21 protein-coding genes are annotated in these 18,574 nt (G+C 72.0%); 15 read left to right on the top strand and 6 right to left on the bottom strand.

Features of this window, described 5'->3' with window-relative positions; translation table 11 throughout:
* The first annotated feature begins 4 nt into the window (after nucleotides 1–4).
* The 8 genes from sufC to BMW67_RS10490 all read left to right on the top strand — a co-directional run bounded on the left by sufC (nucleotide 5) and on the right by BMW67_RS10490 (nucleotide 6,544).
* Nucleotides 5–760, top strand: coding sequence for a Fe-S cluster assembly ATPase SufC (gene sufC / locus BMW67_RS10520; RefSeq protein ID WP_072747557.1), 756 nt, complete (start codon nucleotides 5–7; stop codon nucleotides 758–760).
* Complete coding sequence (gene sufD / locus BMW67_RS10515) at nucleotides 760–2,067, top strand: Fe-S cluster assembly protein SufD (RefSeq protein WP_072747558.1); 1,308 nt, start codon at nucleotides 760–762, stop codon at nucleotides 2,065–2,067. Before sufC ends, sufD begins: the two co-directional genes overlap by 1 nt.
* The gene (locus BMW67_RS10510) at nucleotides 2,064–2,687 is read left to right on the top strand and encodes a hypothetical protein (protein ID WP_072747559.1); all 624 of its coding nucleotides are present in this window, start codon (nucleotides 2,064–2,066) and stop codon (nucleotides 2,685–2,687) included. Before sufD ends, BMW67_RS10510 begins: the two co-directional genes overlap by 4 nt.
* A gap of 165 nt (nucleotides 2,688–2,852) precedes the next feature.
* Nucleotides 2,853–3,509: a YIP1 family protein gene (locus BMW67_RS10505; RefSeq protein ID WP_125459029.1), complete on the top strand. Its 657-nt coding sequence runs from the start codon at nucleotides 2,853–2,855 to the stop codon at nucleotides 3,507–3,509.
* A gap of 46 nt (nucleotides 3,510–3,555) precedes the next feature.
* The gene (locus BMW67_RS10500; protein WP_072747561.1) at nucleotides 3,556–4,140 is read left to right on the top strand and encodes a YIP1 family protein; all 585 of its coding nucleotides are present in this window, start codon (nucleotides 3,556–3,558) and stop codon (nucleotides 4,138–4,140) included.
* 27 nt (nucleotides 4,141–4,167) lie between these two features.
* Nucleotides 4,168–5,388 carry a cysteine desulfurase gene (locus tag BMW67_RS10495; protein ID WP_072747562.1) on the top strand — a complete coding sequence of 407 codons (1,221 nt, stop codon included), beginning with the start codon at nucleotides 4,168–4,170 and terminating at the stop codon, nucleotides 5,386–5,388.
* Between the two features lie 65 nt (nucleotides 5,389–5,453).
* Nucleotides 5,454–5,636 carry a hypothetical protein gene (locus tag BMW67_RS15480; protein WP_125459030.1) on the top strand — a complete coding sequence of 61 codons (183 nt, stop codon included), beginning with the start codon at nucleotides 5,454–5,456 and terminating at the stop codon, nucleotides 5,634–5,636.
* 23 nt (nucleotides 5,637–5,659) lie between these two features.
* The gene (locus BMW67_RS10490) at nucleotides 5,660–6,544 is read left to right on the top strand and encodes an SMP-30/gluconolactonase/LRE family protein (RefSeq protein WP_072747563.1); all 885 of its coding nucleotides are present in this window, start codon (nucleotides 5,660–5,662) and stop codon (nucleotides 6,542–6,544) included.
* 4 nt (nucleotides 6,545–6,548) lie between these two features.
* On the opposite strand, the gene BMW67_RS10485 is transcribed toward BMW67_RS10490, so the two are convergent.
* Nucleotides 6,549–6,998 (bottom strand): MarR family winged helix-turn-helix transcriptional regulator, encoded by a 450-nt coding sequence (locus BMW67_RS10485; protein ID WP_072747564.1) that lies wholly within the window; start codon nucleotides 6,996–6,998, stop codon nucleotides 6,549–6,551.
* Nucleotides 6,999–7,371: 373 nt separating this feature from the next.
* Between BMW67_RS10485 and BMW67_RS10480 the strand changes: the two genes are divergently transcribed.
* The 5 genes from BMW67_RS10480 to BMW67_RS10460 all read left to right on the top strand — a co-directional run bounded on the left by BMW67_RS10480 (nucleotide 7,372) and on the right by BMW67_RS10460 (nucleotide 12,483).
* Nucleotides 7,372–8,559, top strand: a complete 1,188-nt coding sequence (locus BMW67_RS10480; protein ID WP_072747631.1) for an ABC transporter substrate-binding protein — start codon at nucleotides 7,372–7,374, stop codon at nucleotides 8,557–8,559.
* 73 nt (nucleotides 8,560–8,632) lie between these two features.
* A complete protein-coding gene (locus BMW67_RS10475) occupies nucleotides 8,633–9,433 on the top strand; it encodes an ABC transporter ATP-binding protein (RefSeq protein WP_072747565.1) in 801 nt (266 codons plus the stop codon).
* A complete protein-coding gene (locus tag BMW67_RS10470) occupies nucleotides 9,430–10,140 on the top strand; it encodes an ABC transporter ATP-binding protein (RefSeq protein ID WP_072747566.1) in 711 nt (236 codons plus the stop codon). Before BMW67_RS10475 ends, BMW67_RS10470 begins: the two co-directional genes overlap by 4 nt.
* Nucleotides 10,141–10,156: 16 nt before the next feature.
* Nucleotides 10,157–11,164 carry a branched-chain amino acid ABC transporter permease gene (locus BMW67_RS10465; RefSeq protein WP_072747632.1) on the top strand — a complete coding sequence of 336 codons (1,008 nt, stop codon included), beginning with the start codon at nucleotides 10,157–10,159 and terminating at the stop codon, nucleotides 11,162–11,164.
* Nucleotides 11,164–12,483 carry a branched-chain amino acid ABC transporter permease gene (locus BMW67_RS10460; RefSeq protein ID WP_072747567.1) on the top strand — a complete coding sequence of 440 codons (1,320 nt, stop codon included), beginning with the start codon at nucleotides 11,164–11,166 and terminating at the stop codon, nucleotides 12,481–12,483. Before BMW67_RS10465 ends, BMW67_RS10460 begins: the two co-directional genes overlap by 1 nt.
* Nucleotides 12,484–12,605: 122 nt before the next feature.
* Here the strand turns inward: BMW67_RS10460 and BMW67_RS10455 are convergent, their stop codons facing one another.
* The 3 genes from BMW67_RS10455 to gloB all read right to left on the bottom strand — a co-directional run bounded on the left by BMW67_RS10455 (nucleotide 12,606) and on the right by gloB (nucleotide 14,971).
* A complete protein-coding gene (locus BMW67_RS10455) occupies nucleotides 12,606–13,166 on the bottom strand; it encodes an NADPH-dependent FMN reductase (RefSeq protein WP_072747568.1) in 561 nt (186 codons plus the stop codon).
* A gap of 66 nt (nucleotides 13,167–13,232) precedes the next feature.
* Nucleotides 13,233–14,204: an ABC transporter ATP-binding protein gene (locus tag BMW67_RS10450; RefSeq protein WP_072747569.1), complete on the bottom strand. Its 972-nt coding sequence runs from the start codon at nucleotides 14,202–14,204 to the stop codon at nucleotides 13,233–13,235.
* A complete protein-coding gene (gene gloB / locus BMW67_RS10445) occupies nucleotides 14,204–14,971 on the bottom strand; it encodes a hydroxyacylglutathione hydrolase (protein ID WP_072747570.1) in 768 nt (255 codons plus the stop codon). Before gloB ends, BMW67_RS10450 begins: the two co-directional genes overlap by 1 nt.
* A 95-nt stretch (nucleotides 14,972–15,066) precedes the next feature.
* On the opposite strand from gloB, the gene BMW67_RS10440 reads away from it, so the two are divergent.
* On the top strand, nucleotides 15,067–15,858 hold the full coding sequence (locus tag BMW67_RS10440; protein WP_091764219.1) for a class I SAM-dependent methyltransferase: 792 nt from the start codon (nucleotides 15,067–15,069) through the stop codon (nucleotides 15,856–15,858).
* Between the two features lie 6 nt (nucleotides 15,859–15,864).
* On the opposite strand, the gene BMW67_RS10435 is transcribed toward BMW67_RS10440, so the two are convergent.
* Nucleotides 15,865–16,317, bottom strand: coding sequence for a hypothetical protein (locus tag BMW67_RS10435; protein WP_072747571.1), 453 nt, complete (start codon nucleotides 16,315–16,317; stop codon nucleotides 15,865–15,867).
* 57 nt (nucleotides 16,318–16,374) lie between these two features.
* Here BMW67_RS10435 and BMW67_RS10430 point away from each other — a divergent pair, with 57 nt between their 5' ends.
* Nucleotides 16,375–17,175 (top strand): crotonase/enoyl-CoA hydratase family protein, encoded by an 801-nt coding sequence (locus BMW67_RS10430; RefSeq protein WP_072747572.1) that lies wholly within the window; start codon nucleotides 16,375–16,377, stop codon nucleotides 17,173–17,175.
* Nucleotides 17,176–17,437: 262 nt separating this feature from the next.
* On the opposite strand, the gene BMW67_RS10425 is transcribed toward BMW67_RS10430, so the two are convergent.
* Nucleotides 17,438–18,574 (bottom strand): acyl-CoA dehydrogenase family protein, encoded by a 1,137-nt coding sequence (locus BMW67_RS10425; protein WP_072747573.1) that lies wholly within the window; start codon nucleotides 18,572–18,574, stop codon nucleotides 17,438–17,440.

Raw genomic sequence — 18,574 nt, 5'->3', positions numbered from 1 at the left:
GGGAATGCTTGAGATCAGGAACCTGCACGTGAAGCTCGAGGAAGAGGACAAGGCGATCCTCAAGGGCGTCGATCTGACGGTCGAGGCGGGCAAGGTGCACGCGATCATGGGGCCCAACGGCTCGGGCAAGTCGACGCTCAGCTACGTGCTGGCCGGGCGCGAGGGCTACGAGGTGACCGAGGGCTCGGTCACGCTGCTGGGCAAGGACCTGCTCGAGATGGAGCCCGAGGAGCGCGCCGCCGCCGGCCTGTTCCTGGCCTTCCAGTATCCGGTCGAGATCCCCGGCGTGGGCAACATGACCTTCCTGCGCACCGCCTACAACGCCCAGCGCAAGGCGCGCGGCGAGCCCGAGGTCTCGGCCGCCGAGTTCCTCAAGATCGTGCGCGAGAAGGCCAAGGCGCTGAAGATCGACGCCGAGATGCTCAAGCGGCCGGTCAATGTGGGCTTTTCGGGAGGCGAGAAGAAGCGCAACGAGATCCTTCAGATGGCGGTGCTCGAGCCGAAGATGTGCATCCTGGACGAGACCGACTCGGGCCTTGACGTCGATGCGATGAAGCTGGTGGCCGAGGGCGTGAACGCGCTGCGCGACGCGGGGCGGGCCTTCCTGGTCATCACGCATTACCAGCGCCTGCTGGACCACATCGCGCCCGACGTGGTGCACATCATGGCCGACGGGCGCATCGTCAAGACCGGCGGGCCCGAGCTGGCGCTCGAGGTCGAGCGCAACGGCTATGCCGACATCCTGGCGGAGGTCGTCTGATGCTGGCGCCGATCCGCACCCGCAAGACGCCGCAGAAGCTCGAGGCGGCCGAGGCGCTGCTGGCCGCCCGGCCCGCGCCCGAGGGCGAGGCGCGCTGGGCGCGCGAGGCCCGCGCCGCGGCCGAGGCGCGCCTGCGCGAGATGGGCGCGCCCGCGCGCCGCGACGAGTACTGGAAATACACCGACCCCGCGCCGCTGCTCCAGCCCGCGCCCGACGCCGCGCCCGCCATGGCCGACGACGAGGGGCCGCTCTGGGCCGGGACCGACGCGCTGCGCCTGGTGTTCGTGGACGGCGTCTTCCGCCCCGACCTGTCGGACGATCCGCGCATGGAGGGGGTCGAGATCGCGCCCCTGTCCGAGGCGCTTGCGGCCGACATCCACTGGGCGGCCGACCTGTTCGGCCGGCTCGAGGCCGAGGGCCAGTCGCAGGTCGAGCGCCCGCTGGCCGCGCTCAACACCGCGCGCGCGGCGCAGGGCTTCGCCATCCGCGCGACCGGCAAGGCGGCGCGTCCGATCGACCTGCGCTACGTGCACGAGGATCCGCGCGCCGACGCCATGGTGCGCAACCTGGTGCGGCTCGAGCCGGGCGCCGAGCTGACGCTGCTCGAGGAGGGGGCCGTGGCGGCGCGCGCGAACATGTGCCTCGAGGTCTCGCTGGCCGAGGGCGCGCGTCTGCATCACGTGCGCGCGCAGGGGCGCGATCACGAGCGCGTGGGCGCCGCGCACATCTTCGCGCTGCTCGACGCGGAGGCCTCGTTCAAGAGCTTCACGCTGACCGCGAACGGGCGGCTGACGCGCAACGAGACCGTGGTGCGCCTGGCGGGCGACGGCGCCTCGGCGCATCTGGCCGGGGCGTGCGTGGGCGACGGCGCCTTCCTGCACGACGACACGGTGTTCATCACCCATGACGCCGTGGGCTGCGAAAGCCGCCAGGTGTTCAAGAAGGTCCTGCGCGAGGGCGCGCGCGGCGTCTTCCAGGGCAAGATCCTGGTCCGGCCCGGCGCGCAGAAGACCGACGGCTATCAGCTCAGCCAGGGGCTTCTGCTGACCGAGAACGCCGAGTTCGACTCCAAGCCCGAGCTCGAGATCTACGCCGACGACGTGGCGTGCTCGCACGGCTCGACCGTCGGGGCGGTGGACGAGACGGCGCTGTTCTATCTGCGCTCGCGCGGGGTTCCGGCCGATGCGGCGCGCAACATGCTGGTGCTGGCCTTCCTCGACGAGGCCGTGGCCGAGATCGAGGACGAGGCCCTGGCCGACGTGGTGCGCGCGCGCGTCGCCGCGTGGCTCGAGCGCCGCTCGCGATGAGCGCGCCGGGCGCCGGATCCGCCCCCGCCCGCCGCCGCGGCCTGGCCGCGGCGGTGCTGGGGGCGTATCCGCGGTTTCGCGCCTCGATGGCCGCGCAGCTGGCCGAGCGGCCGCCCGAGTCGCGGCTGCTGGCCTATGCGATGGGCGCGTGCCTGGCGCTGTTCCTGGGCCGTCTGGCGCAGCTGCTGCATGCGCCCGCGGGCAGCCTGCAGGGCGGGCTTGGCGCGCAGGTCGGGGCGGCGATGCTGGCGCTCCTGTTCTTTCTGCCGCTGGTTCTTTACGCCGTCGCGGCGCTGACGCAGCTGGGGGCGCGGGCCTTCGGCGGCGCCGGCGGCTGGTACGAGACGCGGCTGGCGACCTTCTGGGCGCTGCTCGTGGCGGCGCCGGCGCAGCTGGGGGCGACGCTGGTGGGCGACCTCTTGCGCATGGCGGGGGCGGGCTGGGCGGCGACGGCGCTTGGCGCCGCGGCCTGGGCGCTGACGGCGTGGATCTGGGCCTCGTGCGTGGCGCAGGCGCATGGCTTCCGCTCGGCGGCGGCGGTGTTCGCGGGCCTGTTCGTGCTGGTAAACGGGGCGGCGCTGGCCTTCATGACGCTGGCGGCGCTGACGGGCGGGGCATGAGCGCGCCCGGCCCCGCGCCCGGCCCCGCGCGCTGCCCGACGCCCGCGCCCGCGGGCCGCGATGCGCGAAAGGGTTTCGCAACCCGACCGTTCTTTGCTAGCCTCGGCGCGCGGCGCCTGCCTTCGGGGGGCGCCTGGCGTGTGCGTTGCGTAGGGGAGCGGATTGATGGAGCGTGCGGACTCCGGGCTTGCGGCCATGGATGGCGACGATCTGGCGCGGGCCTCGCTCAAGGACAGGGTGCTGGACGCGTGGGCGGACATGCGCGCCTCGACCCGGCGCCTGCTGCGCGAGGAGCCTTCCGAGGCGCGGCTCCTGTTCTACGTCATGCTCTCGGACATCATCTTCTTCCTCAGCTGGACCATCAAGACGGTGGTCGCGCCCACCGCGGCCGCGCAGGCCAAGCTGCCGGCGCAGATCGGGATGTGGCTGGTGCTGGCGCTGCTGGCGCGCACGAGCTTCATGTATGCGCTCGCGGCCGGGCTGCGGATCGTGTGCCGCGTCTTCGGCGGCGCCGCCGGGTGGTGGGAGACGCGCCTGGCCGTGTTCTGGGGAGCGCTGGTCTCGGCGCCCTTCGGCCTGGCGGCGGCGCTGCTGACGGTGGCGATGAGCTGGTTCGAGGACGATTTTCCGATCCTCAGGCACGACATGCTGGCCCTGCCGCCCTATTACGTGGGGCTGATTCCCTTCCTGTTCTTCATCTCCTGCGCCCTGGCCGAGGTGCATGGCTTCCGGCGCATGGGTTTCCTCTTCATGGGATTGTCCGTCGCGGCGGTGGCGCTTTCGGTCTTCACGGTTTATCTGGCGGCGAGGGGCGTCGTCTGACCCGCGCGCGCGCGGCGCGTCGCCCCGGCATCAGGGGACGCGCCGCATGATCAACGACTTTCTTCTGAACCTGCGCGACGCCTATCTGCGCCCGCGCGAATCGGCGCGGCGGATCATCGCCGCGGCGCCCGACATGTCGGCCTGCGTGCTGATGGTGACGCTGGGCTACCTGATCCAGTCGGTGCTGTCGGGGCTGACCTTCGCGCTGGCCGGCCTGCCGCCGGCGCCGGCGGGGCTGGCGGCGCGCGCGCTCGAGCTCCTGGCGCAGCTGTTCATGTTCGCGCTGCTCGCGCAGGGCGCCTACGCTCTTGGCGCGCGCTTCGGCGGGCGCGGCGCGCGCATGCAGGTGGCGGCGGCGGTGGCGTGGCACAGCCTGGCGACCTCGGCCCTGGCGCCGGCGACGGCGCTGGGCATGGCCGCCGCGCGCCCCGAGGCGGGTCTGCCCGAGGGGCTGGCGCTGCTGCTGCCCTTCTCGGTCGGCGTGTCGATCTGGATGTTCGCGCAGTTCGTGGCCGAGGCGCATGGCTTCACGCGCCTTGCGCCGGTCATCGGCGCCACGCTGGTCGGCTTCATCGCGCTGGGCTTCGTGGCGCTGGTCGCCGCGGGGCTGATCGGGGGGCTGCTGGGATGAGGGCCGGGTATCCAAGGAGGCTTTCGCATGTATGACGTTCACGCCGTGCGCCGGGATTTCCCGATCCTCTCGCGCACCGTCCACGGCAAGCCGCTGGTCTATCTGGACAACGGCGCCTCGGCGCAGAAGCCGCGCGCGGTCATCGAGGCGGTGACGCGCGCCTATGCCGAGGAATACGCCAACGTCCACCGCGGCCTGCACCACCTGTCCAACCTGGCCACCGAGCGCTACGAGAGCGTGCGCGCCCGCATCGCCGCCTTCCTCGGCGCGCCCTCGGAGGAGGAGATCATCTTCACCTCGGGCGCCACGCATGGCGTCAACCTGGTCTCCTACGCCTGGCTCGAGCCGCGCATCGAGGCGGGCGACGAGATCGTCCTGTCGGTGATGGAGCACCACGCCAACATCGTCCCCTGGCATTTCATGCGCGAGCGCCACGGCGCGGTCCTGCGCTGGGTCGAGCCCGAGCCCGACGGCAGCCTCGATCCGCAGAAGGTGATCGACGCCATCGGGCCGCGCACGAAGCTGGTGGCGCTGACGCACATGTCGAACGTGCTGGGCACGGTGGTGGATGTGGCGCGCGTGTGCGCCGCCGCGCGCGAGCGGGGCGTGGCGACGCTGATCGACGGCAGTCAGGCGGCGGTGCACATGAAGGTGGACGTCTCGCGCATCGGCTGCGACTTCTACGTGATCACGGGCCACAAGCTGTATGGCCCCACCGGCTCGGGGGCGCTGTTCGCGCGCGCCGAGCGGCTGGCCGAGATGCGCCCCTTCTTCGGCGGCGGCGACATGATTCGCGAGGTGCGCCGCGACGCGGTGTCCTACAACGATCCGCCGCACAAGTTCGAGGCCGGCACCCCCGCCATCGTGCAGATGATCGGGCTGGGCGCGGCGATCGACTATCTCGAGGGGCTGGGGATGGAGAACATCGCCGCCCACGAGGCGCGGCTGCGCGATCATGCCCGCGCGCGGCTCGGCGCGCTCGACTGGCTCGAGGTGCAGGGCGATGCGCCGGGCAAGGGGGCGATCTTCTCGTTCACCATGCGCGGGCCGGCCCATGCGCACGACATCTCGACCGTGCTCGACCGCAAGGGCGTGGCCGTGCGCGCCGGCCATCACTGCGCGCAGCCGCTGATGGAGCATCTGGGCGTGCCCGCCACCTGCCGGGCGAGCTTCGGGCTGTATAACACCATCGAAGAGGTCGATGCGCTGATCGAAGCGCTTGAAACCTGTCATAAACTCTTCGCATGATAGCTTTTGCGAAACGGCGTTGCGCAGCTGCGCCGTTGATCGCGAGAAAGTTGCGTGAGGCGAAGATGAGCAGACATTCGATGACCGAGGCCCCGGCGCCCGTCGCGGGCGACGCGTTCTCGTTCGGGGCTGCCGAGGCGCAGCTGCAGGGCGTGCAGAACATGATGACGCTGCTGGCGGCGCCGTGGCGGCTGTTCCTGGCCCTGTCGGCCGAGATGGCGCGCGAATCGCTCGGGCCGGGCCGCTGAGCGCGCCGGCTGGAGGCGCAGGCATGGGCAGGCCGCGCGTGATCGCGCCGACGCGCTGCCGTCTGGGCGAGGGGCCGCTCTGGCATCCCGAGCGCGGCGAGCTGATCTGGTTCGACATCCCCGAGCGCGCGATGTTCCAATGCGGCGCGGAGGGCGAGAATCTGCGCCGCCGCGCCTTGCCCGAGGCCTTCTCGGCCGCCGCCTGGATCGACCGCCGCCGCATCCTGGCCGCCTCGCAGAGCGGGCTCTGGCGGCTCGATCTGGACGGCGAGGCGTGCGAGCGCCTCTGGCCGCTCGAGGCCGACGATCCCGTCACGCGCGCGAATGACGGGCGGGCGGATCCGTGGGGGAACTTCTGGATCGGGACCATGGGCTGGAAGTTCGAGCGCGGCGCGGGCGCCATCTGGCGCGTCGGCGCCGAGGGGCCGCGGCTCTGGCGCAAGGGCGTGACGGTGCCCAACTCGATCTGCTTCTCGCCCGACGGGCGCGCGGCCTACTGGACCGACACGGTCGAGCAGATCATCTGGCGCCAGCCGCTCGACCCGGCCGACGGCGCGCCGCGCGGCGAGTCCGAGGTGTTCGTGGACCTGCGCGGCAAGGCCTGGCCCGACGGCTCGGTCTGCGACGCCGAGGGGCATGTGTGGAACGCGCAGTGGGACGCCTGGCGCGTGGTGCGCTACGCCCCGGACGGGCGCGAGGAGCGGGTGGTCGAGCTGCCGATCCAGCGCCCGACCTGCCCGGCCTTCGGGGGGGCGGATCTGCGGCGGCTTTTCGTGGTCTCGGCGCGCGCGGGGCTGAGCGAGGCGCAGCTGGCCGCGCAGCCCGATGCGGGGGCGGTGTTCGCGATCGATCTGGAGGATGTGCGCGGCGCGCCCGAGGCGCGGTTCCTCCACGCCCCGCGGGGCTGAGCGTTCAGCCCTCGTCCGAGGTCAGGCGCGCGCGCATGTGTTCGAGCGCGGCGCGCAGCGCGTCGATCTGCGCCTGCGACATGCCCTCGGTGGCGTCGGCCAGCATGGCGGCGAGCAGGGGCGCGATCTCGCGGATCATCTCGCGCCCTTGCGGGGTCAGGGTGACGATCTTGGCGCGCCCGTCCTGCGGGTGCGGCTGGCGGGCCACCAGCCCCTGCGATTCCAGGCGGTCCACATAGCCGCACAGGGTCATCGGCTCGACGCCCATGCGCTCGGCCAGGTGGGTCTGGCGCGCGCCCTCGGCGGCGGCGGCGTGAACCAGCGCGCGCGCCTCGCCGCTGGTCAGGGCCAGCCCGGCCCTGGCCACGCGCCGTTCCAGATCGGCGCGCAGCAGCCGCGCCACGTCGGTGATCAGAAAGCCGAGCGAGCGCGGGTTGACGTCTTTCGCTTCCATTCCAGCCTTTTTCCTGTGAGCGGCCGGGGCGCCGCGGGAAGGATCAGGTCTTTATCGCGGCTCGGCGCGCCGCTCGCAAGGGCGCTTGAGCGCGCCTTCGCGGCCGCGGCCGGGGCGGATTCCGCGCGCGGGGGGCGCGGCGGGGAAAGTTGGGAAGAAAATTGCCGCGCGGCCCTCTGCGGGGGCGGAATTCTGCGCGCAGGGCGCGCAAATAGACATATGCTGGCGCTTGTCTTGATTGACAGCGCGCCGCCGATCCAAGACACAATGGCGCCGCGGCATGGCGCCCCGGCGGGCGGCGCGGAAGGGTTTTCCGTCGCCGCGCGCCCGGCGCGCGCCCAACAAGCAACGAGACACCCAACGGGAGATGATCATGAAGAAAACGCTTCTCGCCTCGGCCGCCGTCGCGCTGGCGCTGACCGGCGCCGCGGGCGCGCAGGAGGTCAAGATCGGCGTCATCCTGGGCTTCACCGGCCCGATCGAGTCGCTGACCCCCGACATGGCCGCCTCGGCCGAGCTGGCCATGAAGGAGGCCTCGGACGCCGGCACGCTGCTGGGCGGCAAGGTGCTCGTGCCCGTGCGCGCCGACAGCACCTGCGTCGACTCGGCCGCCGCCGTCGCCGCGGCCGAGCGCCTGGTCACCTCGGAGAAGGTCGCCGCCATCTACGGCCCCGACTGCTCGGGCGTGACCATGGCCGTGACCGCGAACGTGTCGGTGCCCAACGGCGTCGTCACCATCTCGCCCTCGGCCACCTCGCCGGCGCTCTCGACCATCGAGGACAAGGGCTACTTCTTCCGCACCGCGCCGTCCGACGCGCGCCAGGGCCAGGTGCTGGCCGACATCGTCAAGGAGCGCGGCATCAAGAGCGTGGCCGTCACCTACACCAACAACGACTACGGCAAGGGCCTGGCCGACGCCTTCGTCGCCGCCTTCACCGCCGCGGGCGGCGAGGTTCCGATCGTTTCCGCGCATGAGGACGGCAAGGGCGACTACTCGGCCGAAGTCGGCGCGCTGGCCGCGGCGGGCGCCGATGCGCTGGCCGTGTTCGGCTATGTCGATCAGGGCGGCAAGGGCGTGATCCAGGCCGCGCTCGACACCGGCGCCTTCGACACCTTCATCCTTGGCGACGGCATGATCGGCGACAGCCTGACCCAGACCTTCGGCTCGGCGCTGGACGGCAGCTTCGGCACCGCGCCCGGCTCGGCGGGCGACAACTTCGCCAAGTTCGACAAGATGGCCAAGGCCAACGGCATCATGGGCGACGGTCCCTATCGCGGCGAATCCTACGACGCCGCGGCGCTGATCGCCCTGGCCATGCAGGCCGCCGGTTCCGACGACCGCGCCGCCATCCAGTCCAAGATCATCGAGGTGGCCAACGCCCCCGGCGAGCCCATCGGCCCCGGCGAGCTGGCCAAGGCGCTGGACATCCTGGCCAAGGGCGGCGACGTCGATTACGTCGGCGCCACCAATGTCGAGCTGATCGGCCCGGGCGAGGCCGCCGGCTCGTATCGCGAACTCGAGGTCAAGGGCGGCAAGTTCACCACCGTCCGCGTTCGCTGAGCGCGGCCTCATCCACGCAACCGGACCCGGCGCGGCCCCCGCGCCGGGTCTTTGACAAGACGGGACGCGTCTCATGATCCGTGTCGAGAACCTGCACAAGCATTTCGGCGGCGTGCACGCGGTGGACGGAGCGACGCTCGAGATCAAGACCGGGACGATCACCGGCCTGATCGGCCCCAACGGAGCGGGCAAGACGACGTTGTTCAACGTCATCGCCGGGGCCTTTCCCCCGACCTCGGGCAAGGTCTATCTGGACGGCGAGGACATCACCGGCCTCAAGCCTCATCAGCTGTTCGCCAAGGGTCTGCTGCGCACCTTTCAGATCGCGCACGAGTTCTCGACCCTGACGGTGCGCGAGAATCTGATGATGGTGCCGCCGAACCAGCCGGGCGAGCGCCTGTGGCAGGCCTGGTTCCACGGCGGCGCCGTGCGCGAGGAGGAAGAGCGCATCCGCGCCCGCGCCGACGAGGTGATCGAGTTTCTCGAGATCGGCCACGTCGCCGACGAGCTGGCCGGCAACCTGTCGGGCGGCCAGAAGAAGCTGCTCGAGCTGGGGCGCACCATGATGACCGACGCGCGCATCGTGTTCCTGGACGAGGTCGGCGCGGGCGTGAACCGCACGCTGCTCAACACCATCGGCGACGCGATCCTGCGCCTCAATCGCGAGCGCGGCTACACCTTCTGCATGATCGAGCACGACATGGATTTCATCTCGCGCCTGTGCGACCCGGTGATCTGCATGGCCGAGGGCAAGGTTCTGGCCCAGGGCACGGCCGAAGAGATCAAGAACGACGAGCGCGTGATCGAGGCCTATCTGGGCACGGGCCTGAAGAACAAGACGCCCGCCCAGCGGGCCGCGGAGGCGCGCGCATGACCGGCAGCTATCTGATCGGCGACGAGATGACCGGCGGCTATGGCGGCGCCGACATCCTGCATGGCGTGACCATCGCCGTGGACAAGGGCGAGATCGCCGTCATCGTCGGCCCCAACGGCGCCGGCAAGTCGACCGCCATGAAGGCGATGTTCGGCATGCTGCCGCTGCGCGCGGGCCAGGTTCGGCTGGGCGGGCGCGACATCACCGCCCTGACCCCGCAGGAGCGCGTGCGCGAGGGCATGGCCTTCGTGCCGCAGACGAACAACGTCTTCGCCTCGATGACCGTCGAGGAGAATCTCGAGATGGGGGCCTTCATCCGCGACGACGACTTCTCGGCCACCATGGAGCAGGTGTTCGAGCTGTTCCCCGTGCTGCGCGAGAAGCGCCGCCAGCCCGCGGGCGAGCTGTCGGGCGGCCAGCGCCAGCAGGTGGCGGTGGGGCGCGCGCTGATGACGCGGCCCTCGGTGCTGATGCTGGACGAGCCGACGGCGGGCGTCTCGCCCATCGTCATGGACGAGCTGTTCGACCGCATCATCGAGATCGCCCGCGCGGGCATCGCCGTGCTGATGGTCGAGCAGAACGCGCGCCAGGCGCTGAACATCGCTGACCGCGGCTATGTGCTGGTTCAGGGGCGCAACCGCTACACGGGCACGGGGGCCGAGCTGCTGGCCGACCCCGAGGTGCGCCGTTCATTCCTGGGAGGCTGAGGCCGTGCCCGAGACGATCGACATTCTCAACGCGCTGGCGCTGTTCGCGAATTTCGTGGCGATCCCGGCGCTGGCCTATGGCTCGCAGCTGGCGCTGGGGGCGCTGGGCGTGACGCTGATCTTCGGGATCCTGCGCTTCGCCTATTTCGCCCATGGCGACCTGATGGCCTTCGGCACCATGCTGGCGGTGCTGACCACCTGGGGGCTGCAGGGAGCGGGGATCGGCATCGCGCCGCTGCCGACGGCGCTGCTGGCGCTGCCGGTCGCCATTCTCGGCGCCGTGGCGCTGAGCCTGGCAGCGGACCGCGCGGTGTTCCGCTTCTACCGCGCGCGGCGGGCCAAGCCGGTGATCTTCGTCATGGCCTCGGTGGGCGTGATGTTCCTGTTCAACGGTCTGGTGCGCCTGATCATCGGGCCGAACGATCAACGCTTCGCCGACGGCGCGCGCTTCGTCTTCACGGCCCGCGACTTCAAGGAATGGTCTGGGCTGGCCGAGGGCGTCGCCCTGCGTCAGAGCCAGGCGCTGACCGTGGTCGTGGCGGCGCTGGTGGTCGCGGCGCTGTTCTGGTTCCTTCAGCGCACCCGCACGGGCAAGGCCATGCGCGCCTATTCCGACAACGAGGATCTGGCGCTGCTCTCGGGCGTGGACCCCGACCGGGTGGTGCGCGTGACCTGGATCATCGCCGCCGCGCTGGCGACCATCGCCGGCGTGCTCTACGGCCTCGACAAGAGCTTCAAGCCCTTCACCTATTTCCAGCTTCTGCTGCCGATCTTCGCCGCCGCCATCGTCGGGGGCATCGGCCAGCCGATCGGGGCCATCGTGGGCGGCTACCTGGTCGCCTTCTCGGAAATCACGCTGACCTACGCCTATCGCAAGTTCTTCGCCTATCTGGTCCCGGCGTGGGAGCCCGACGGGCTGCTGCAGATCCTCTCGACCGACTACAAGTTCGCGGTCAGCTTCATCATCCTGGTCGTCGTGCTGCTGGTGCGGCCGACGGGCATCTTCAAGGGAAGGGTGCTGTGATGGCGGGCAATGGGCTTGGCCGCGGCCTTGCGGCCTTCGGGGCGATGGCGGCGCTGCTGATCGCGGTGGGCTATGCGCAGAGCTGGTCGGTCAGCCTGGCCATGCTCAACCTGTGCCTGATCTCGGCGATCATGGCGCTTGGGCTGAACATCCAGTGGGGTTATGCGGGGCTGTTCAATGCCGGCGTGATGGGCTTCGTCGCGCTGGGCGGGCTGGCGGCGGTGCTGGTGTCCGAGCCCTTCCGCCCCGAGGCCTGGCGTGCGGGCGGCGCGGGGCTGGGCGCGGCGGCGGCCAGCGCGCTGGCGGCGGCGGCGCTGATCGCGGCCCTCAGGCGGCGCATGCGGCCGGGCCCTGCGCGCGGGACGATGACCGCGATCCTGGCCATGGGCGGCTATGCGCTGGCGCGGCATTTCTTCGACCCGGCGGTCGAGGCGATCGAGGCGATCGACCCGTCGAGCGCGGGCAACATCGGCGGCCTTGGCCTGCCGATCATCCTGTCCTGGCCGGTGGGCGGGCTGTTCGCGGCGGCGGCGGCCTGGCTGGTGGGCAAGATCGCGCTGGGGCTGCGCTCGGATTATCTGGCCATCGCGACGCTGGGCATCTCGGAGATCATCATCGCCATCATCAAGAACGAGGACTGGCTGGCGCGCGGGGTCAAGAACGTGTCCGGCCTGTCGCGCCCGGTGCCTTACGAGCTGGAGCTGCAGCAGAGCGCCTGGTTCGTGGCCAAGGCGCAGTCCTGGGGGCTGGACCCGGCCGAGGCCTCGGGCCTGGCGGTCAAGGCGATGTATGCGGGGCTGTTCGCGGCGGTTCTGCTGGCGATCCTGTGGCTGGCCGAGCGGGCGCTGCGCTCGCCCTGGGGGCGCATGATGCGCGCCATCCGCGACAACGAGCATGCGGCCGCGGCCATGGGCAAGGACGTGACCGCGCGCCATCTGCAGGTGTTCGTGCTGGGCTCGGCGGTGATCGGCATGGCCGGCGCCATGCTGACCACGCTGGATGGTCAGTTCACGCCCGGAACCTACAACCCGCTGCGCTACACATTCCTGATCTGGGTGATGGTGATCGTGGGCGGCTCGGGCAACAACTGGGGCGCGGTGCTGGGCGGCTTCCTGATCTGGTTCGTCTGGGTTCAGGCCGAACCGGCGGGGCTGATGCTGGCCGAGACCGTGGGCGCCTTGCTGCCCGAGGGCAGCCCGCTGGCGCAGGCGCTGTCCGAGGGCGCGCCGCACATGCGGATGATCTTCATGGGGCTCATCCTGCTGCTGGTGCTGCGCTTTGCGCCCAGGGGCATCCTGCCCGAAAAGATCCGCCGCTAGGCGCGGCGGCCGCCGCCGGGCGCGCGTCCGGCGGCGGGCTTCGGCCCGCCTGCCCCGCGCGCCGGCGCATCGGGTCCTCCGGACGGCGGCGCTTCAGGCCCCCCGCTGCGCGCGGCGGCGCGTCACGAGCCTTGCGCCGCGCGCAGCGCGATCTCGGCGCGCAGCTTGTCCATCAGCCGCCGCAGCAGCGCCTGCGCCTGGTCATCCTTCAGGCGCCCGTCCTCGTCGAACGCCTGATCGCAGTTGGCGATCAGCACTTCGGGGCCCTGCAGCACCCGCGGCTGGAAGGGCGTCAGGCAGTGGCGCAGCGAGAACTGGCTGCGCTCGCCGCCCGAGCGCCCCGCCGCGGCGGACATGATCGCGACCGGCTTGTCCAGAAGCGGCTGCGGCTTGACGCGGCTGATCCAGTCGAGCGCGTTCTTGAGCACGCCGGACAGGTTCTTGTTGTATTCGGGCGTGGCGATCGCCGCCGCGTCGGCGCGGCGGAACTGTTCGACCAGGCGCATCACCTCGGGCGGAATCCCCTGCGCCTCGAGATCGCCGTCGTATAGCGGCAGGCGCAGGTCGGCGCGCTCGATCCGGGCTGGGCCGAACAGGCGCGCGGCTTCGTTCAACAGCGCGGCGTTGCGGCTTTCCTTGCGCAGAGAGCCGCAGACGAGCAGCAAGAGCGGTTCGTCGGTCATCGGGGTTCCTTCTTCGGGGCCGCCTTGCCGGCGGCGGTTGGCATGCGCCCGGCTTTGGGCGCGACGTCAGCCGTCCTCATCTAGGCCGTCCTCGCCGCGCATCCAGCGCGCGACCATCCGGCGCTGGACCTCGGTCTGAGCCCATTGGCGGTAGAACGAGACCGTCTTGCGCAGGGGGTCCGCGATGCGCTGGAAGCCGGACAGGAAGGCCACCAGCACGCCGACGCTGGTTTCGCCGCGCACGGCCATCATGCCGCCCACGCCCAGCACCGCCAGCGGCGCCAGCGCGCTGGACAGGTTCAGCGCCGCCTTCATGGCGAATTTCAAGGCCAGGAATTTCATCCGGTTGCGGAAGATGGGCGCGATCTGCGCGCTCTGCGCCTCGGGCGACAGGTCGGGGTTGCGCACGCTCGCGCCCATCTCGCGCACGAGGGCCACGCGCTCTTCGATCAGCGCGTTGAGCCGGCGCTGCAGGAGCCGCGTCAGCGCCAGCTGGGGCGCCAGGAACAGCATGGCGAAGGCGGCGATCGTCGGCTCGACCGCCAGCATGTAGCCCGCCGCGCCGATCAGCATGGCCAGGTTCGCCGCCGCGCCCGACAGGCCCTCGCCCACGAAGCCGCCCAGCTTGTCGATCTCGGCGCCCAGGACGATGGGCGCGCCCTTGGGCGCGTTCTGGCCGGTGCGCGCGCGCCTGGCCGCCAGCGCGCGCCGGCGGGTATGGGCGATGGCGCTTTCCGAGATCCACCCCTGCCACATGCGCAACGCGAACTTGGCGCCCTGGTGGACCAGCAGCGCCGCGCCGTAAAGGGCCGCAAGCCGCGTCAGCAGCGCCGCGTCGCCCGCGGCGATCGCGTCGTCGATGATGCGCCGTTGCAGCTCGACCGGCGCAAGGTTCAGCGCCGAGACCCCGACCGCCAGCAGGCACAGCCCCAGCTGGCTGCGGCCGCTCATCTGCACGACATAGCCCCAGAGCGTTTCGGGCAGCGCGCCGTCGCCCGGCGCGCGGATCTTGCGCGGCGCCGGGCGCGGCGGAGGCATCAGAAGGCGTCCTTGCGCCGGCGGATCTCGGCGAAGACGGCGGCGTCGTCGGCGTCGGGCAGGCCGACCGCCGCCTTCACCGCCGGAACCGAGGCGCGCAGGAAGGGATTGGTGGCCAGCTCTTCCTCGAGCGTGGCGGGGACGATGGGCGCGCCCTCGGCGTCCAGCGCCGCGATGCGCGCCACCCGGTCGCGCAGCGCCGCGTTGTCGGGCTCGATGGTCAGGGCGAAGCGGCCGTTGGCGGCGCCGTAGTTGTGGCCCGAATAGATGCGCGTGCGCGGGGGCAGGGCGGCCAGCTTGGTCAGGCTTTCCCACATCATCAGATGCGTGCCCTCGAACACGCGCCCGCAGCCCAGCGCCATGAGGCTGTCGGCGGTGAAGGCGACCTCGGCGTCGGGGAAGTGATAGGCGATGTGCCCCAGCGTGTGGCCCGGCACGGCCATGACCCGGGCCGGCTGCGCGCCCACCGCTACCACGTCGCCGTCGCGCAGATGCAGGTCGAGGGGCGGCATCCTGTCGGCCTCGTCCGCCGGGCCGGCGATTCGCGCGCCGTATGCGCGCGCCAGCTCGGCCGCGGCCTGGACGTGATCGGCGTGGTGGTGGGTCAGCAGGATCAGGTCCAGCCCCCGCCCCGCCGCCTCGATGGCGCGGCGCAGCGGCGCGGCCTCGGGCGCGTCGATCAGCGCGCTCACGCCCGCTTCGTCGTCGTGGATCAGGTATCCGTAGTTGTCGGAAAGGCAGGGGATCACGGTCACGTGCAGGGCCATCGGCGCCTCCTTTCGCGGTGCGCGGCCGGGTTACCGCCGGGCGCGCGAAGCTGTTAAGGTCGGGCGCATCCTGTCCCAAGCCCCGGAGCCGCGCAATGCATCTCGACGTGGTCCAGCTTCGCCGCTTCTACTACCGCACCCAGCTGGGGCGCGCGGCGCAGCGCGCCCTGCGCGAGGCCATGGCCGCGCTGTGGCCATCGGCGCGCGGCGAGACGGTGGTGGGCTTCGGCTTCGCCGCGCCGCTGCTGCGGCCCTACATGGCCGAGGCCGCGCGCACCCTCTGCCTGATGCCCGCGCCGCAGGGGGTGTGCCCCTGGCCGGCCGAGGGGCCGAACGTCTCGGTCCTGGTCGAGGAGACTCACTGGCCCTTGCCCGTGGGCTTCGCCGACCGGCTGATCGTCGCCCATGGGCTGGAAAGCTGCGCGCGCCCCGACGCCCTGCTCGAAGAGATGCGCCGCGTTCTCGCGCCGGGCGGCAAGGTCATGATCATCGCGCCCAACCGCTCGGGCATGTGGGCGCGCTCGGACGCCACGCCCTTCGGCTACGGCCGGCCCTACAGCGCGGCCCAGCTGGACGCGGCGCTGGCCGCCCATGGCTTCGAGCCCGAGCGTCACGCCGCCGCCCTGTTCGGGCCGCCCAGCCACAGGCGCTTCTGGCTCAAGACCCATCAGCTGTGGGAACGCGCCGGACGCCGCCTTGGCGCGCACCGCCTCGCGGGCGCGGTGCTGGTCGAGGCGACGCGCACGGTCTACGCCCTGCCGCGCGGGCGCCGCGAGCGGGCGCGCGCCTCGATCGAGGACGTGCTGGCCGGGCTGGCCGGCAGGCCCCGTCCGGCCCCGGACGGAGCGCGCAGCCATCGCGCCGGGGCCGGGAGGGCCGAGGGCTAGGCCCGCTCAGAACCCGATCGAGACGCCGCCCGTCGTCCAGCCGCCCGAGCCCAGCCCCACATGCGCGCCGATGCGCGGCAGCGGCCAGCGGGCGGGCGGGGCGTCGGCCGCGGCGGGGCGCCGGCGCAGGCCGCGCGCGTGTCCGGCGGCATAGGCGCGCGCGTCGTCGGGGTCGTTGGGCAGCTTGCACGCCGCGCGCCGCAGCGCATAGCCGCGCGCCGCCGGGGCGACGCCGCGCAGGCCGTCCTCGAAGCCCAGCAGCATCCAGTCCGGGTCCTCGCAATCGCCGCCGCGGATGATGGGGGCGGGCGGCGGACCCAGGCCCGTGCGCGGCGTGCAGCCGCCCGCCGCGGTCAGCGCCGCCAGCGCCAGCGCCAGCAGGCCGGCGCGCCGGGCCGCGCGCCGCGCCCCTGCTTCCGCCGCGTCGCGCTTGCCATGGCCGAGTCGCTTCTGTTCCATGGCCCGAGAGTGGCGCGCGATTGCGGCCCCGGCAAGGCGCGCGGACAGGCGGCAGGCATGACCGACGAAGCGACCCCCGTTCTGCTGGAGAAGGACGGCCATGTGGCCGAGATCATCCTCAACCGGCCCGAGCGCATGAACGCCATCACGCCCGAACTGATAACGGGCATGGAAGCGGCGCTCGAGCGCGCATGCGCCGATGCGCAGGTGCGCGCCGTGGTTCTGCGCGGCGAAGGGCGGGCCTTTTGCGCCGGGCTCGACAAGAGCAACTTCGCGCGCATGGCCCAGCCGGGCGCGGGGCTGGGCGATCTGACCGTGCGGGACCGGGGCGACGCGAACCTGTTCCAGCACGCGGCCATGATGTGGCGGCGCGCGCCGATTCCCGTCATCGCCGCGATGCATGGCGTCGCGCTGGGCGGGGGGCTCCAGATCGCGCTGGGGGCGGACATGCGCGTGGCCGCGCCGGATCTGCGCGTGTCGGTGATGGAGATGAAATGGGGCATCGTGCCCGACATGGGCGGCATGGCGCTGATGCGCCGGCTGGCGCGCGGCGACGTGATCCGGCGTCTGACCTACACGGCCGAGATGATCGACGCCGCAAAGGCGCTGGAATTCGGCCTTGTGACCGAGATCGCCGACGATCCGCTGGCCCGCGCGCGCCAGCTGGCCGCGACCGTCGCCGCTCAGAGCCCCGCCGCCATCCGCGCGGCCAAGCGGCTTCTGAACCTGGTCGAAGAGGATCGCGAGGCCGAGATCCTGATGGCCGAAAGCCGCATCCAGATGGAGATCATCGGCGGTCCCGAGCAGCTCGAATGCGTCCGCGCCGGGCTCGAGGGCCGGCCGCCGCGCTTCGACTGACCCGCGCGCCGCGCCCCTTGCCGGGCGGCCCGTCGCGCATGCGCGCGCTGCGGGGAAGATGCGCCGGGGGGCGTGCGTCTCGGTCCCGTCTTGAGCAACTGCGCCAAGGTTCGGGCGCGCGACGGGCGTCGGCCCCGCCGCGCCTGCGCAACCTGCGGCTTGCGAGCGCGCGCGGGGTGCGGCCATGGCGCCCGGAGCCGCCGAAAGGAAAACGGCGGCGGATGACCTCCGCCGCCGTCTCGTCCCGCGGCCCGGGCCGGGGTCAGAGCGCCATGCCCCCCGCCTCGGAGACCAGGCGCAGGTGGTGGTCGATGTCGCCGAAGGTCTTCTCGATCATGCTCAGACGCTTGAAGTAGTGACCGACGGCATACTCCATCGTCATGCCCACGCCGCCATGCAGCTGGATGGCCGACTGGCCGATGAAGCGGCCCGAGCGGTCGACCTGGACCTTGGCGCCCGACACGGCGCGGCTGCGCTCGACCGGGTCGGGATCGCGCGACATCATCGCCGCCAGCATCGCCATCGAGCGCGCCTGCTCGAGCGCCACGAACATCTCGGCGCCGCGGTGCTGCAGGGCCTGGAAGGCGCCGATATGCACCCCGAACTGCTGGCGGGTCTTGAGATATTCGATGGTCAGCTCGTGCGCCCGCTCCATGGCGCCGACGGCCTCGGCGCACAGGGCGGCGACGGCCTCGTCGGCGACCTGGCGGATGATCGGCATGGCGCCCTCGGGATCGCCCAGCGCCTCGGCGCGCACGTCGCGCAGCGCGACCTCGGCCGCGCGCATGCCGTCCTGCGTGGCGTAGCCGCGGCGCGACAGGCCGGGCGCGTCGGCGGCGACCAGGAACAGGCCCACGCCGCCCTCGTCGCGCGGCCCGCCCGCCACGCGCGCCGACACGATCAGCTGCTGCGCGCAGTCGCCGTGCAGCACCAGCGTCTTGTCGCCGTTCAGCTTCCAGCCCTCGCCGTCGCGCACGGCCGTGGCGCGCACATCGGCCAGGTCATAGCGCGACTGGCGCTCGGAATGGGCGAAGGCCAGCCGCGTGCGCCCCTCGATCACGCCGGGCAGCACCCGGGCGCGCTGCTCGGCCGAGGCGGCGCGCGCCATCAGCCCGCCGCCCAGGATGACCGTGGCGAAATAGGGCTCGACGACCAGCGCGCGGCCGAAGCTCTCCATCACCAGCATCGCCTCGGCGCCGCCGCCGCCGAAGCCGCCGTCCTCTTCCGAGAAGGGCAGGGCCAGAAGCCCCAGCTCGGCGAAGCTTTCCCAGATCTCGGGGCTCCATCCCTCGGGGCCGCTCATGTGGCGCTTGCGCGCCTCGAAGTCGTAGCGGTCCAGCAGCAGACGGTCCACGCTCTCCTTGAGAAGGCGCTGCTCCTCGTTCAGGTCGAAATCCAT

The sequence above is a fragment of the Oceanicella actignis genome, assembly GCF_900111545.1.
Taxonomy (GTDB): domain Bacteria; phylum Pseudomonadota; class Alphaproteobacteria; order Rhodobacterales; family Rhodobacteraceae; genus Oceanicella; species Oceanicella actignis.
Note: the sequence above shows the minus strand (reverse complement) of the source record. Positions and strands in the feature narration are given on the sequence as shown.

What these genes read in the sequence shown, in the direction of transcription:
- BMW67_RS10425 (WP_072747573.1), bottom strand. Translation starts at nt 18,574, where the DNA reads ATGGATTTCGACCTGAACGAGGAGCAGCGCCTTCTCAAGGAGAGCGTG.
- BMW67_RS10505 (WP_125459029.1), top strand. Translation starts at nt 2,853, where the DNA reads ATGGAGCGTGCGGACTCCGGGCTTGCGGCCATGGATGGCGACGATCTG.
- sufD (WP_072747558.1), top strand. Translation starts at nt 760, where the DNA reads ATGCTGGCGCCGATCCGCACCCGCAAGACGCCGCAGAAGCTCGAGGCG.
- BMW67_RS10500 (WP_072747561.1), top strand. Translation starts at nt 3,556, where the DNA reads ATGATCAACGACTTTCTTCTGAACCTGCGCGACGCCTATCTGCGCCCG.
- BMW67_RS10480 (WP_072747631.1), top strand. Translation starts at nt 7,372, where the DNA reads ATGAAGAAAACGCTTCTCGCCTCGGCCGCCGTCGCGCTGGCGCTGACC.
- BMW67_RS10495 (WP_072747562.1), top strand. Translation starts at nt 4,168, where the DNA reads ATGTATGACGTTCACGCCGTGCGCCGGGATTTCCCGATCCTCTCGCGC.
- BMW67_RS10430 (WP_072747572.1), top strand. Translation starts at nt 16,375, where the DNA reads ATGACCGACGAAGCGACCCCCGTTCTGCTGGAGAAGGACGGCCATGTG.
- BMW67_RS10455 (WP_072747568.1), bottom strand. Translation starts at nt 13,166, where the DNA reads ATGACCGACGAACCGCTCTTGCTGCTCGTCTGCGGCTCTCTGCGCAAG.
- BMW67_RS10490 (WP_072747563.1), top strand. Translation starts at nt 5,660, where the DNA reads ATGGGCAGGCCGCGCGTGATCGCGCCGACGCGCTGCCGTCTGGGCGAG.
- BMW67_RS10440 (WP_091764219.1), top strand. Translation starts at nt 15,067, where the DNA reads ATGCATCTCGACGTGGTCCAGCTTCGCCGCTTCTACTACCGCACCCAG.
- sufC (WP_072747557.1), top strand. Translation starts at nt 5, where the DNA reads ATGCTTGAGATCAGGAACCTGCACGTGAAGCTCGAGGAAGAGGACAAG.
- BMW67_RS10485 (WP_072747564.1), bottom strand. Translation starts at nt 6,998, where the DNA reads ATGGAAGCGAAAGACGTCAACCCGCGCTCGCTCGGCTTTCTGATCACC.
- BMW67_RS15480 (WP_125459030.1), top strand. Translation starts at nt 5,454, where the DNA reads ATGAGCAGACATTCGATGACCGAGGCCCCGGCGCCCGTCGCGGGCGAC.
- gloB (WP_072747570.1), bottom strand. Translation starts at nt 14,971, where the DNA reads ATGGCCCTGCACGTGACCGTGATCCCCTGCCTTTCCGACAACTACGGA.
- BMW67_RS10470 (WP_072747566.1), top strand. Translation starts at nt 9,430, where the DNA reads ATGACCGGCAGCTATCTGATCGGCGACGAGATGACCGGCGGCTATGGC.
- BMW67_RS10435 (WP_072747571.1), bottom strand. Translation starts at nt 16,317, where the DNA reads ATGGAACAGAAGCGACTCGGCCATGGCAAGCGCGACGCGGCGGAAGCA.
- BMW67_RS10460 (WP_072747567.1), top strand. Translation starts at nt 11,164, where the DNA reads ATGGCGGGCAATGGGCTTGGCCGCGGCCTTGCGGCCTTCGGGGCGATG.
- BMW67_RS10510 (WP_072747559.1), top strand. Translation starts at nt 2,064, where the DNA reads ATGAGCGCGCCGGGCGCCGGATCCGCCCCCGCCCGCCGCCGCGGCCTG.
- BMW67_RS10475 (WP_072747565.1), top strand. Translation starts at nt 8,633, where the DNA reads ATGATCCGTGTCGAGAACCTGCACAAGCATTTCGGCGGCGTGCACGCG.
- BMW67_RS10450 (WP_072747569.1), bottom strand. Translation starts at nt 14,204, where the DNA reads ATGCCTCCGCCGCGCCCGGCGCCGCGCAAGATCCGCGCGCCGGGCGAC.